At 59.3% G+C, this 13,190-nt stretch carries 13 protein-coding genes, 1 tRNA gene and 1 pseudogene; 7 read left to right on the top strand and 8 right to left on the bottom strand.

The window, feature by feature from the left end; all coding sequences use genetic code 11:
* Positions 1-5: 5 nt before the first annotated feature.
* A complete protein-coding gene (uvrB, locus tag GTU76_RS14580; protein ID WP_007913411.1) occupies positions 6-2,021 on the bottom strand; it encodes an excinuclease ABC subunit UvrB in 2,016 nt (671 codons plus the stop codon).
* Positions 2,022-2,358: 337 nt separating this feature from the next.
* Between uvrB and GTU76_RS14575 the strand changes: the two genes are divergently transcribed.
* The gene (locus GTU76_RS14575) at positions 2,359-3,555 is read left to right on the top strand and encodes an amino acid aminotransferase (RefSeq protein WP_016983542.1); all 1,197 of its coding nucleotides are present in this window, start codon (positions 2,359-2,361) and stop codon (positions 3,553-3,555) included.
* 224 nt (positions 3,556-3,779) lie between these two features.
* The gene (locus tag GTU76_RS14570; RefSeq protein ID WP_016983541.1) at positions 3,780-3,980 is read left to right on the top strand and encodes a hypothetical protein; all 201 of its coding nucleotides are present in this window, start codon (positions 3,780-3,782) and stop codon (positions 3,978-3,980) included.
* Here the strand turns inward: GTU76_RS14570 and GTU76_RS14565 are convergent.
* Positions 3,977-4,207: a hypothetical protein gene (locus GTU76_RS14565; protein WP_180698902.1), complete on the bottom strand. Its 231-nt coding sequence runs from the start codon at positions 4,205-4,207 to the stop codon at positions 3,977-3,979. The genes GTU76_RS14570 and GTU76_RS14565 overlap by 4 nt on opposite strands.
* A 220-nt stretch (positions 4,208-4,427) precedes the next feature.
* Here GTU76_RS14565 and GTU76_RS14560 point away from each other — a divergent pair.
* A tRNA-Asn gene (locus tag GTU76_RS14560) sits at positions 4,428-4,503 on the top strand.
* Positions 4,504-4,634: 131 nt separating this feature from the next.
* Here the strand turns inward: GTU76_RS14560 and GTU76_RS14555 are convergent.
* Complete coding sequence (locus GTU76_RS14555; protein ID WP_180698901.1) at positions 4,635-6,158, bottom strand: nucleobase:cation symporter-2 family protein; 1,524 nt, start codon at positions 6,156-6,158, stop codon at positions 4,635-4,637.
* A gap of 253 nt (positions 6,159-6,411) precedes the next feature.
* Between GTU76_RS14555 and GTU76_RS14550 the strand changes: the two genes are divergently transcribed.
* Both GTU76_RS14550 and GTU76_RS14545 read left to right on the top strand, forming a co-directional pair.
* Positions 6,412-6,696: a BrnT family toxin gene (locus GTU76_RS14550; protein ID WP_180699018.1), complete on the top strand. Its 285-nt coding sequence runs from the start codon at positions 6,412-6,414 to the stop codon at positions 6,694-6,696.
* A gap of 3 nt (positions 6,697-6,699) precedes the next feature.
* On the top strand, positions 6,700-7,026 hold the full coding sequence (locus tag GTU76_RS14545; RefSeq protein ID WP_180698900.1) for a BrnA antitoxin family protein: 327 nt from the start codon (positions 6,700-6,702) through the stop codon (positions 7,024-7,026).
* Here GTU76_RS14545 and GTU76_RS14540 read toward each other — a convergent pair.
* Positions 7,023-7,856: an arylamine N-acetyltransferase family protein gene (locus GTU76_RS14540; protein ID WP_180698899.1), complete on the bottom strand. Its 834-nt coding sequence runs from the start codon at positions 7,854-7,856 to the stop codon at positions 7,023-7,025. The two genes, GTU76_RS14545 and GTU76_RS14540, sit on opposite strands and share 4 nt — an antisense overlap.
* 101 nt (positions 7,857-7,957) lie before the next feature.
* Complete coding sequence (gene xth / locus GTU76_RS14535; RefSeq protein WP_016983535.1) at positions 7,958-8,752, bottom strand: exodeoxyribonuclease III; 795 nt, start codon at positions 8,750-8,752, stop codon at positions 7,958-7,960.
* Between the two features lie 129 nt (positions 8,753-8,881).
* Between xth and GTU76_RS14530 the strand changes: the two genes are divergently transcribed.
* Entirely contained in the window at positions 8,882-9,457 is a 576-nt protein-coding gene (locus tag GTU76_RS14530) for a GNAT family N-acetyltransferase (RefSeq protein ID WP_016983534.1), read from the top strand.
* Between the two features lie 4 nt (positions 9,458-9,461).
* Here the strand turns inward: GTU76_RS14530 and GTU76_RS14525 are convergent, their stop codons facing one another.
* From GTU76_RS14525 to GTU76_RS14520, 3 genes and pseudogenes are all read right to left on the bottom strand, one after another.
* A complete protein-coding gene (locus tag GTU76_RS14525) occupies positions 9,462-10,904 on the bottom strand; it encodes a mechanosensitive ion channel family protein (protein WP_180698898.1) in 1,443 nt (480 codons plus the stop codon).
* A gap of 218 nt (positions 10,905-11,122) precedes the next feature.
* Positions 11,123-11,221: pseudogene (locus tag GTU76_RS29880) on the bottom strand (hydrolase); the annotation flags it as partial.
* Positions 11,222-11,231: 10 nt separating this feature from the next.
* Positions 11,232-12,098: a pirin family protein gene (locus GTU76_RS14520; protein WP_016983532.1), complete on the bottom strand. Its 867-nt coding sequence runs from the start codon at positions 12,096-12,098 to the stop codon at positions 11,232-11,234.
* 104 nt (positions 12,099-12,202) lie between these two features.
* Here GTU76_RS14520 and GTU76_RS14515 point away from each other — a divergent pair, with 104 nt between their 5' ends.
* Positions 12,203-13,126, top strand: a complete 924-nt coding sequence (locus GTU76_RS14515) for a LysR substrate-binding domain-containing protein (protein ID WP_180698897.1) — start codon at positions 12,203-12,205, stop codon at positions 13,124-13,126.
* Positions 13,127-13,190: the final 64 nt, after the last annotated feature.

The following is a 13,190-nucleotide window of genomic DNA, read 5'->3' as shown; positions in this document are numbered from 1 at the left end:
AATCTTTAGACAGCCAAAAGCCGCTCGCGCAGTTTGGCAATCTCGTCGCGCATCTGCGCCGCCGCTTCAAACTCCAGATCCCGCGCCAACTGATACATCTTCTCTTCCAGCGCACGAATGCGTTTGGTGATTTCGCTCGGCGAGCGCAGTTCGGCTTCGTACTTGGCGTTCTCTTCGGCGGCTTTGGCCATGCCTTTGCGCTTCTTGCTGCGCGAGCCCGGCACGGTGGCGCCTTCCATGATGTCGGCGACGTCCTTGATCACCCCGCGCGGGGTGATGCCGTTTTCCAGGTTGAAAGCGATCTGTTTGTCGCGACGACGCTCGGTCTCGCCAATCGCCCGTTCCATCGAACCAGTCATGCGATCGGCATACAGAATCGCCCGGCCATTGAGGTTCCGCGCCGCGCGGCCAATGGTCTGGATCAGCGAACGTTCGGAACGCAGGAATCCTTCCTTGTCGGCGTCGAGAATCGCCACCAGCGACACTTCCGGCATGTCGAGGCCTTCACGCAGCAGGTTGATCCCGACCAGCACATCAAAGGTGCCAAGGCGCAGGTCGCGGATGATCTCGACTCGTTCAACGGTGTCGATGTCTGAGTGCAAATAACGTACGCGCACGCCGTGGTCAGCAAGGTAATCGGTGAGGTCTTCGGCCATGCGCTTGGTCAGCGTGGTGACCAGCACCCGCTCCTCAACCGCGACACGCTTGCTGATTTCCGAGAGCAAGTCATCGACCTGAGTCAGCGCCGGACGTACTTCAACCTGCGGGTCGACCAGACCGGTCGGCCGCACCACTTGCTCGACCACGCGCCCGGCGTGCTCGGCTTCGTAGTTACCCGGCGTCGCCGAAACGAAAATGGTCTGCGGGCTGACCCCTTCCCACTCGTCAAAACGCATCGGCCGGTTATCCAGCGCCGACGGCAGGCGGAAACCGTATTCGACGAGGGTTTCCTTACGCGAACGGTCGCCCTTATACATCGCGCCGACTTGGGGCACGCTGACGTGGGATTCGTCGATCACCAGCAAGGCGTCAGCCGGCAGGTAATCGTAAAGGGTCGGCGGCGCGGCACCGGCCGGACGCCCGGACAAGTAGCGCGAGTAGTTTTCGATGCCGTTGCAGTAACCCAGCTCAAGGATCATTTCCAGGTCGAAACGGGTGCGCTGCTCAAGGCGCTGGGCTTCCACCAGTTTGTTGTTGCTGCGCAGGTATTCGAGGCGTTCCTGCAATTCGACCTTGATGTGTTCGATAGCGTCGAGCAGGGTTTCCCGTGGCGTCACATAGTGGCTCTTCGGGTAGAAGGTGAAGCGCGGCATCTTGCGGATGACTTCGCCGGTCAGCGGGTCGAATGCGGAAATGCTTTCGACTTCGTCATCGAACAGCTCGATGCGGATCGCTTCCAGATCGGATTCCGCCGGATAGATGTCGATCACATCGCCGCGTACCCGGAACGTCGCACGGGCAAAATCCATGTCGTTGCGGGTGTATTGCAAATCGGCCAGACGCCGTAGCAGCGCGCGCTGATCGAGCTTGTCGCCGCGATCAACGTGCAGCACCATCTTCAAATAGGTTTCCGGGCTACCCAGACCGTAAATACACGACACCGTGGTGACGATGATCGCGTCCTTGCGCTCCAGCAGCGCTTTGGTCGCGGACAGGCGCATCTGCTCAATGTGGTCGTTGATCGACGCGTCCTTCTCGATGAAGGTGTCGGACGACGGCACATAGGCTTCGGGCTGGTAGTAGTCGTAGTAGGAAACGAAGTATTCGACGGCGTTGTTCGGGAAGAACGCCTTGAACTCGCCGTACAGCTGCGCGGCGAGGGTTTTGTTCGGCGCCAACACTAACGTCGGCCGTTGAATCTGCGAGATGACATTAGCGATGCTGAAGGTCTTGCCCGAGCCGGTCACACCGAGCAGCGTCTGGTGCGCCAGCCCGGCTTCGATGCCCTCGACCAATTGGCGAATGGCTTCCGGCTGATCGCCGGCGGGCTCGAAGCGGGTGACGAGCTGGAATTCGGACATAAACACCTCTGGAATCGCGGCATTCCGAGCAAAGCGGAGCACCACGGGGACGACCGCAAACGACCGGTGTCGCGCAAGAAAAAACCTGGATTGTGCTCAATGTGGTGGCGATTGCCTCACCTTTCAAGGCAAACGTCCTACATCCGGTAAAGACTCTGACACGCGCAGTCGACTAACGGTCAAGAAATAATCGGAAAAACTTACCCGAAAAGCCGAATCGCCTGTCGCCATTGTTCAGTAATGGCCTCTATACTAGCTCCCCGTTTGTGCACCGCTCTAGTGCATCCGGCTGGAGCGCGACACGTCCCTCCATTCTCCATTCAGAGCCGCCGCAATAATGAGCCTGTTCTCCGCTGTCGAAATGGCACCCCGCGATCCAATCCTGGGCCTCAACGAAGCATTCAACGCCGATACCCGGACCACCAAGGTCAACCTGGGCGTGGGTGTTTACTGCAACGAAGAGGGGCGAATTCCACTTCTGCGCGCCGTGATCGAAGCCGAAACCGTTCGCGCTGCTCAACACGCTTCGCGCGGTTACCTGCCGATCGATGGCATCGCTGCCTACGACCAGGCCGTGCAAAAGCTGCTGTTCGGCAACGACTCGCCGCTGATCAGCGCCGGTCGCGTCATCACCACTCAGGCTGTCGGCGGGACCGGCGCACTGAAAATCGGTGCCGACTTCCTCAAGCAACTGCTACCGAACGCTGTTGTAGCGATCAGCGACCCGAGCTGGGAAAACCACCGCGCGCTGTTCGAAACCGCCGGTTTCCCGGTGCAGAACTACCGCTACTACGACGCCGCCACCCACGACGTTAACCGTGCCGGCATGCTCGAAGACCTCAACGCCCTGCCGAACGGCTCGATCGTTATCCTCCACGCGTGCTGCCACAACCCGACCGGCGTCGACCTGACCCCGGCGGACTGGAACAACGTGCTGGAAGTGGTCAAGGCCAAAGGTCACGTGCCGTTCCTCGACATGGCTTACCAGGGATTCGGCGACGGTATCGACGAAGACGCCGCTGCCGTGCGCCTGTTCGCTGAATCCGGCCTGACCTTCTTCGTCTCGAGCTCGTTCTCCAAGTCGTTCTCGCTGTACGGCGAGCGCGTTGGTGCGCTGTCGATCATCAGCGAATCGAAAGAAGAAAGCGCGCGCGTGCTGTCGCAGGTCAAACGCGTGATCCGCACCAACTACTCCAACCCGCCAACACACGGTGCGAGCATCGTGGCTGCAGTGTTGAACAGCCCGGAACTGCGCGCGCAGTGGGAAGCCGAGCTGGCTGAAATGCGTCTGCGCATTCGTGGCATGCGTACGCAGATGGTCGATCTGCTGGCAGAGAAAGCCCCGGGTCGCGACTTCAGCTTCGTCGGTCGTCAGCGCGGCATGTTCTCCTACTCGGGTCTGACCACTGAGCAAGTGCATCGCCTGCGTAACGAGTTCGGCATTTACGCACTGGACACCGGCCGGATCTGCGTGGCTGCGCTGAACCAGAGCAACATCACGGCTGTGACGGATGCGATTGTTCAGGTCATCTGATAACGCTGCGTGATGAAAAACGGGAAGCCTTGGGGCTTCCCGTTTTTTATTGTCACGAAACAATCCCTATCCCCTCTAAACTGCACACATGTCCAAATGTGGGAGCGAGCTTGCTCGCGAAAGCGATCTGTCATTCAACATCGTTGTCGACTGACATGACGCCTTCGCGAGCAAGCTCGCTCCCACAGGTGATGAGTACATTCCAGAATTTTGTGAGATCAGATATGAAAAACGACAACCTGCGCGCCGACCGTGACGATCTGGATGATTTCATCCCCCGCGCATCGGCCAAACGCGAAAAAAGCCTGGTGCTGCAAGTCGCGGCCGGGGTCTTCCTTGGCGGCCTCGCCCTGTGGCTGGTGCAACTGGCCGCCACTGCGGCTTACGCCAAACTGATGCTGGGCACCATTACCTTCGGCAGTTAAGCCAGTTCGCTCGCGCGCTGAGTGGCGGCATCGTCATAAGCGACGTAAAGCGATTCGGCGATCTGGCTTTTGATCGCTTTGGTGCTTTCCAGACCGAGGACAAATCCTTCGGCCTTGCCACCGGCACGATTCAGCTCTTCAGCTGTGCTGGCCTGAGTGATCGCATCGAAGAGTTTTTCGGCGTGTGGGCCGACGCCCTTGGGCAGGCTGATTTGCGCGATGCTCATGCGAACACCTCGCTGTTGCGGGATAAATGGTTCATGACGCGGACCTTTTTCGGCGAATGGCCGGCAGCGCGTGTGACCACTTCCGGGCGGCCATGGTAGACCTCTGCTGCGGTTCTGGTAACCGCCAATCGCTGACAAAACGCCGTTCGTCCCGATGATTCACTTAATTTTGCCACCGGCGCTTGACTTCTCTTTTTGAATCAGTAACATACGCACCAATTCCGCAATAGCTCAGTTGGTAGAGCAAATGACTGTTAATCATTGGGTCCCTGGTTCGAGTCCAGGTTGTGGAGCCAAATAGCAAAGCCCCTGAATCGAAAGATTCAGGGGCTTTTTTGTGGGCGCTCGAAAAGGTTAAAAGATCTTGAAATGAAAAAGGGCCGATCTGTGCTTACCAGATCGGCCCTTTTCTATTCAGGCACAGCCGTCAGACATGCTCGCTGGGTCTCACCTGCGCTTTCGGGGCACCGTGCCCGTGATCGTGGTCATCAGGCTCGATGACCGGCACTTCCTTGCCATCGCAGTCATGCAGTTTGCCGTCGCTGAAGTAATCGCCTTCGCGCAGCGCATCCAGATCGCGATAACGCAAAGTCCGCTCTTCCGCCGCCGCAAACACCGATTGCTGATCCGAGTTACCGGCAGTGAAGTGGTTGAACGCCAGGTTGAGCAGAATCGCCATGATCGCCGACGAACTGATGCCCGAGTGGAAAATGGTCGCGAACCAGCTCGGGAAGTGATCGTAGAAGTTCGGTGCGGCAATCGGGATCATGCCGAAACCGATCGAGGTGGCGACGATGATCAGGTTGACGTTGTTGCGGTAATCAACCTTGGACAGCGTACGGATGCCGCTCGCTGCCACGGTGCCGAACAGCACGATACCGGCGCCACCGAGCACCGAAGTCGGCACTGCCGCAATGACCCGGCCCATGAATGGCAGCAGGCCGAGGATGACCAGGAAGATACCGCCCGTAGCGACCACGTAACGGCTCTTGATCCCGGTGACCGCCACCAGCCCGACGTTCTGGGCGAAAGCGCTCTGGGTGAACGAACCGAAAATCGGCGCAAACATGCTCGACAGCATGTCCGCCCGCAGGCCATTGCCCAAACGTTTGGAATCGACCTTGGTGCCGATGATTTCACCGACCGCCAGAATGTCCGCCGAAGTTTCCACCAGCGTCACCATGACCACGATGCACATCGACAGGATCGCGGCGAAGTGGAAAGTCGGCATGCCGAAATGGAACGGCGTCGGGAAGCCAAACATCGGTCCGGTGGTGACGCTGGAGAAATCCGCCATGCCGAGGAACACCGCCAGCACCGTGCCGATCACCATGGCCAACAGAATCGACAGACGCGAGATGGTCGAGCTGCCGACCTTGCTCAGCAGCAATACCAGCACCAGCGTCACCGCCGCCAGACCGATGTTCTGCATGCTGCCGAAGTCCGGCGCGTGGCTGTTGCCACCCATCGCCCAGCGCGCGGCCACCGGCATCAGCGTCAGGCCGATGGTGGTGATGACGATACCGGTAACCAATGGCGGGAAGAACTTGGTGATGCGCGAGAACACCGGCGTGATCAGCAAGCCGATCAGCGACGCCGCAATGACAGCGCCAAGCACCGACTGGAAGCCGCCCTCCCCGCCACTGCTGACGATCGCGACCATGGTCGCTACGCCGGAGAACGACACGCCCTGTACCAGCGGCAACTGACAGCCAAAAAACGGCAGACCCAGGGTTTGCAGCAGTGTCGCCAGCCCCCCCGCAAACAATGAAGCAGCAATCAGCAAACCAATGTCCGCCGGCGACAGGCCGGCCGCCTGGCCGATGATCAGTGGCACCGCAACGATACCGCCGTACATGGTCAGAACATGTTGCAGGCCGTAAGCCATATTCGCGCCGACCCCGAGATTTTCGTCCTCGGGCCGTTGGTGTGAAACATGGGGCGTTTTCATGGTGGGGGGTTCCCTGGTTTTTGTTATGCACACACTGTATTCAATACTCGTGACAAATGTCCATAGAGTTGTATACAACTTGTCAGTCACAAAATGGATAGGTAGCCACCCAACCTTCTATCCCGCCGGTCCCATCCCCCACAAATCCGGCAACACATCCCTTCCTGCACCTGCCCGCGTGCGCACTAGGCTGAATTGTTCATGGCGACCGACGGCACCGTCGCGCTCTTTTTATACATATAAAGTATGCATAATTAAGTTATTCGAAATTCAGTACGACAAAAGCAAGAACGCAGCCAACAAACTCAAGCACAAAGGCGTCAGCCTCGCCGAGACCGGGCCGGTCTTTGACGACGAACGAGCACTGACGATCGAGGATAACGACCATGACGAACAGCGCTGGATCACGATTGGCCTCAACGGCAAAGGGCGCTTGTTGGTCGTTGCTTACAGTTACCGGGATGCGAATGTCGTTCGAATCATTTCTGCACGTGTCGCCACACCCAGCGAACGTAGCGCTTATTTTCTGGAGGCTTGATCGATGCAAGACGAATATGACTTTTCTCAGGGCAAACGCGGCGCAGTGGCGTCAAACAAAGGCAAAACCCGCATCACCATCATGCTCGACGACGCCGTCATCGAAGCGGCGCGTACGGTCGCGGAGAACGAAGGGTTCGGTTATCAGACGGTGATCAATAACACCCTGCGTCATGCCCTGCTCGACGCCGTTGCCAAACCGGAACAAGCCGAATCGAGCGGGCAATTCAAGAAAGGCATCACCGCCGCAGACCTCAAGGGTCTCGAGAAAAAACTGTCGGCAGCGGTCGGGGAAATCCGCCGAGTGCTGGAGCCCGACGCCAAACCCTAAACGGAAGCCGGTACGATCATCCGCGCCAGAGCTTGCCGTATGTGGGGCAGATCCGGCAGGTGCAGAGCAAACTCGCGCGCCAGCAATTCAATCAGCTCATCGACCTGCGTTACCTCGCGTCGCTCACTGTTGGCGCCCATGCGATGAACAGCGAAACTGCCGTTGTTCAGGGTCTTGCGCCAGCCATTACCCGTGCGCGCGACCATCAGACGCTGGGTGAACGGCGACTCTGGATGCGTCGAGACATACCAGTTGCCAATGGTGTAATCGATGTCTTCCTGGCGTTGCAGGTCAAACAGGTACATCGGCCGCCATTCACCCGTTACGTTGGCACGCAGCATGTAGCCGTCGGCCTGCTTTTCAATGCGATACGGTTCGTGAGGGGTCGCTTGCTCGGTCTCGGTGTCGAGGAGCAGCGGCGCGGTCGGGACCATGCCACCGAAGCCGACATCGCTGATGTAACGCACGTCGTCGATGGTCACCAGACTCAAACGGTGCGTGCGTGCCGTCCAGCTGCCTTCCGGCTGATTCATCACCACCCGCCCGCTGATGGCCCGAGCGTCGAAACCCAATTCCAGCAACAAGGCAAAGAACAGGTTATTCAGCTCATAGCAGTAGCCACCGCGCCCACCGAGCAGGACTTTTTCCTCGATGGACGGCAGATCGATCAACACCGGAGCCCCGGTAATCGTCGCCAGGTTCTCGAAAGGAAACACGCCGGTATGGCGCAATTGCAGGAGACGCAAGGTCTCGAGTGTCGGTGCTGGTGGCGTTTCGAAACCGAGGCGTTGCAGGTACAGCTTCAGATTCGTCAGGCGTGGCTCGCTCATTGCTCGGTCCTTATGCATGGGGCCGCAGGTCACTGCGTTGATGGTCGCCATGTATACGGGATCGGGCAGTGTTTTCGACAATTGATTTCGCCAATCGCCCACTAGCGTTTCTTGCGTGAGCCGATACGAATCCACGTTGGCGCATGGTCACTGGCGTGGGGTTCGTTGCGCACCCAGGCGTCTACCCCGGCTTCCTGCAAGTACGGGCTCAGCGCCGGGTTGAGCAATAGATGATCGATGCGCAAACCGGAGTTGGTTTGCCAATGCTGCCGGAAGTAATCCCAAAACGTATAGAGCCGATCCGCGGGATACAGATGCCGCAGCGAATCGGTCCAGCCCTGATCGAGCAAGCGCTGATAACACTCGCGGCTCTGCGGTTGCAGCAACGCATCCTTGAGCCAGGAACGAGTGTTGTAGATGTCCATGTCGGTGGGCACGACGTTGTAGTCACCCGCCAGCACCACCGGGTGATCGCTGCTTTGCAGGTCTTTCGCATAGCTGATCAATCGTTCAAACCAGGCCAGTTTGTAATCGAATTTTGGCCCAGGCTGCGGATTGCCGTTGGGCAGATACAGGCAGCCGACCAGTACGCCGTGCACCGCTGCCTCCAGATAACGACTGTGCTTGTCATCCGGATCGCCCGGCAGACCGCGCCGGCTCTCCAGTGGCTGCGCATCGCGGGCGAGAATCGCCACGCCGTTCCACGAAGCTTGACCCTGCCAGATCGCGCCGTAACCAGCGGCTTCCAGTTCGGCGGCGGGGAACGCCGTGTCGACGGATTTGAGTTCTTGCAGGCAGGCAATGTCCGGCTGTTCGCGCTTGAGCCAGTCCAGCAGGTTTGGCAAGCGTGCGCGCAGGCCATTGACGTTGTAGGTGGCGATCCGCAGGTTTTTCATCGGCTGAGGCTCCTGCCCATGGGCTGTAAAAAATCTGACCCTGCAATCATCGCGGCGGTTGCATCGGATCCGCCCGGTACGGCGTAATAGGCGCTCGCCTTTCGCCCGCACTGCCGAGACCGGAATCCCATGCCAACCACGCTGCAAGGTCAGCGCATCCTCTTGCGCCCGCTTCAGTATGCCGACGCCGCTGCCCTGCTCCATGCCGCCGCCGACGGCGAGCTGTGGAATCTCACCGTCACCGTGGTGCCGTCGGCCAGCACCGTCGACAACTACCTGAAAAAAGCGCTCGATGGCCGTGACGCCGGCACGGTAATGCCATTTGTCATCGTATTGAAAGACACTGGCGAAGTGATCGGTTCAACACGTTTCTGGAAGATCGACCCGCTCAATCGCAAGCTGGAAATCGGCAGCAGCTGGATCTCCGCGAGTTGGCAGAAATCCTTCGTCAACACCGAAGCCAAGTACCTGATGCTGTGTCACGCCTTCGACGTGCTCGATTGTGTGCGCGTACAGTTCACCACCGACGAGAACAACCAGAAGTCACGCAACGCGATCCTGCGTCTTGGTGCGCAGCAGGAAGGCATCGTCCGGCATGAGCGGATCATGCCGGACGGGCGCAAGCGCAATTCGGTCCGTTTCAGCATCATCGACGACGAGTGGCCACAGGTGCGCTTGCATCTGGAACAGAAACTCGGCGCCTGACCCTTCAGGCGCGATTGCGCAGCCACTGCAGAAAGCCTCTTTTCGGTACCACCGCCGGCGCTTCCTCGGTCAGGGACTGCGCTTTGTGCAAGCGGTAATCGAGCAGCGTCTGCATCGCGTCGTGGATGTCATGACGCGCATCGAGGCACGGCTTGAGGTAGGATTTTTCGATGCGGTACAGCACGCAGAAGGTCTTCGCCGAAAAGTCCGCCGGCAACGAGGAATCGGACAGAATCCCCGCCTCGCCAATCACTTCCCCCGGCCCCATGCGCCCGGATTCGAACGGCGTACCGTGGCGTTTCAACGTCACCGAAACCACGCCGGACTCAATAATGAACAGGTGATCGCTGACCTCGCCGCCCGCGAGAATGACCTCACCGGCGCGGAAGGTTTGCTGGCTCATGTTCTGACTGAAGGTGTCTTTTTCCTCCTGACGCAGGGTGGAGAAGATTGGCGAACTGTCGAGCAGCGCCCGAGGCCGCGACAGGTTGGTCGGCGCAGTGCTTTCATCGCTCGACAGCAGATTGACCCCGGACGCCTGCAAATGCCGATACGCCAGGTCAAACAGTTGATTGCGCACCACGCGCTTCTCACCCATCGAAGCGACAAAACCGCTGATCTCGTATTCCGCACCGCTGCTGCCGGAGCTTTTCAGTGCGACGCTCGGAGCAGGTATATCGAGCAGTTGCCGACAGCCCTGCATCGCCCGTTCCAGCGCATCGATCACCGAACTGGGCCGCGCATGCGGGCTGACCTGCACGCTGACCGCGACGCCGAACATATTGCTCGGCCGGCTGAAGTTGATGATCTTGGCCTTGGCCGCCAGCGAGTTGGGGATCACCGCCATGCTGCCCTGACTGGTTTGCAGGCGCGTGGCGCGCCAGTCGATATCGGTGACCCGGCCTTCAGTGCCGTCGATGGAAATCCAGTCATCCAGTTGATAAGGCTTGGTGGTGTTGAGGACGATCCCGGAGAACACGTCGCTGAGCGTGCTCTGCAAGGCCAGACCGACAATGATCGCCAAGGCGCCGGAGGTGGCGAGCACGCCTTTGACCGGCAGATCCAGCACATAGGCCAGCGCGGCAATGATCGCGATGAGGAAAATCACCGCGCCGAGCAAGTCCTGCAACAGTCGTCCGGTGTGGCCGACCCGTTGCATCATCACAGCGCCGATCAACACCGTCAAAGTCCGCGCACCGAACAGCCACCAGCCGATCTGCAACCCGGTCGCCGCCAGGTGCAGTGGCACGTTGTCGGCCCACGGCGCCGGCTCCATCGGGTTGAGGCCTTCGTTGAACAGCAGCACGCTGAACAGCGTGAAAATCAGCACCCGCACCAGCAGTTTCCACTCGCTGCCATGGGAACTGATCAGACGCCACAGACCGAGATCGAGAAGGATCAGGATCAACGCGCAGAACAACGGATGTTCGGTGAGCAGAGACAGCATCAAACAACTCCGACGGGGGCCAATCGCGAGAAGATCGCACAGATTGAGCAAGTGTAGGAGCAATTGATTTCAGAGCATGAACGCCTGCGCAAAAACACCGCAAAACCCTTGTAGGAGTGAGCCTGCTCGCGATGGCGGGGTATCAGTCGAAATCTCGTTGACTGACCCACCGCTATCGCGAGCAGGCTCACTCCTACAGGTATTGCATATGCCCGGAGTTACTTACCGTTGGTCAGGCTGTTGTAGCTGGTGAACAGGTTGCGGTAATCCGGGATGTGATTGGAGAACAGCGTGCCCAGCCCTTCGATGTCGTTGAGTGGTTGTGCGTTAAGCGTGCATCTGGCCGAAGCGGCCGGACTGGAAGTCGGCGAACGCCTGGTGAATTTCCTGCTCGGTGTTCATCACGAACGGGCCGTGGCCGACGATCGGTTCGTCGATCGGCTCGCCGCTGAGCAGCAACACCACCGCGTCCTGGCTGGCTTCGAGCGTCAACTGATGGCCGTCACGTTCGAACAGCGCCAACTGCCCTTCGCGCACCGATTCCACACCGTTGACCTGCACCGAGCCTTTCAACACCACCAGCGCGGTATTGCGGCCTTCGTGCAGATCCAGCGTCAGCAACTTGCCGGCGTTGAGGCGCAGATCCCACACGTCGATCGGTGTGAAGGTGCGCGACGGACCGGTGTGGCCATCGAACTCACCGGCGATCAGCCGTAGGCTGCCCGCGTTGTCCTTGAGCGCGATGCTCGGGATGTCGCGGTCGAGAATGGTCTGGTAACCCGGCGCGGCCATTTTGTCCTTGGCCGGCAGGTTGACCCACAGCTGGACCATTTCCAGTTTGCCGCCGGTCTTGGCGAAGTTTTCCGAGTGGAATTCCTCGTGGAGGATCCCCGACGCCGCGGTCATCCATTGCACATCGCCCGGGCCGATGATGCCGCCGCTGCCGGTCGAGTCGCGGTGCTGCACTTCGCCTTCATACACGATAGTCACGGTTTCGAACCCACGGTGCGGATGCTGACCAACGCCACGGCGTTCGGTGGTCGGGGTGAAATCGGCAGGGCCGGCGTGATCGAGCAGCAGGAATGGGCTGATGTGCTTGCCCAGGTTGTCGTAGGAAAACAGCGTGCGAACCGGGAAACCATCGCCGACCCAATGGCCGCGCGGGCTGGTGTAGATACCGATGATATTTTTCATGGTCGTCTCCAATAGGGTGAGTGATGCGATGGATCAAGCTTAAATCCATGACCATTAATGCACTAGACTGCAAAAATCAGCCTTAGCGTTCTATATGGAGAACGATGGTGGAAGACCTCAACACCCTCTACTACTTCACCCAAGTAGTCGAACATCATGGTTTCGCTGCAGCCGGGCGGGCGCTGGACATGCCCAAATCAAAGCTCAGCCGACGGATTTCCGAACTGGAAGAACGCCTCGGCGTGCGCCTGCTGCACCGCACCAGTCGCCACTGTTCATTGACCGAAATCGGTCAAGCCTACTACCAGCGCTGCCTTGCGATGCGCGTCGAGGCCGAAAGCGCCGCCGAGCTGATCGAGCGCAATCGTTCCGAACCACAAGGCCTGGTGCGCCTGAGTTGCCCGACGGCGCTGCTCAATTCGTGGGTCGGGCCGATGCTCACGCGTTACATGCTCAAGTACCCGCTGGTGGAGCTGTTCATCGAGAGCACCAACCGCCGTGTCGATTTGATTCACGAAGGATTCGACATTGCGCTGCGAGTGCGTTTTCCGCCACTGGAGAACACCGACATGGTCATGAAAGTGCTCGGCAACAGTACGCAATCAGTGGTCGGCAGCCCGCAGTTTGTCGAACGCCTGTCGTCACCGCCCTCGCCTGCGGACCTCAACGGACTGCCGAGCCTGCACTGGGGCGCGGCGCAGCGTGAGTATCAGTGGGAGTTGCTGGGGCCGAATGACAACACGGCGCTGATCCGCCATACGCCACGGCTGGTCACTGATGATCTGATCGCCTTGCGTCAGGCAGTGATTGCCGGGGTCGGTGTGGCGCACTTGCCGAGTGTGGTGGTGCGTGAGGACATTGCCGCCGGACGCGTGGTCGAGCTGATTCCGGGTTGGGCGCCCAAGTCCGGGGTGGTGCATGCGATTTTCCCATCGCGGCGCGGGTTGTTGCCGTCGGTGCGTACCTTGATCGATTTTCTCGGCGAAGAGGCCAGCCCGGACAATACAAATCCTGGAAATGATTCATGACTTCTGATCAACAGTGCTTTGTCCCGTCAGCGGTTTTTCTCAACCATCCGGATGCGGATACTCC

Origin of the sequence: Pseudomonas crudilactis (assembly GCF_013433315.1) — a bacterium.
GTDB lineage: Bacteria > Pseudomonadota > Gammaproteobacteria > Pseudomonadales > Pseudomonadaceae > Aquipseudomonas > Aquipseudomonas crudilactis.
This window is presented reverse-complemented; position numbering and strand designations above follow the sequence as displayed.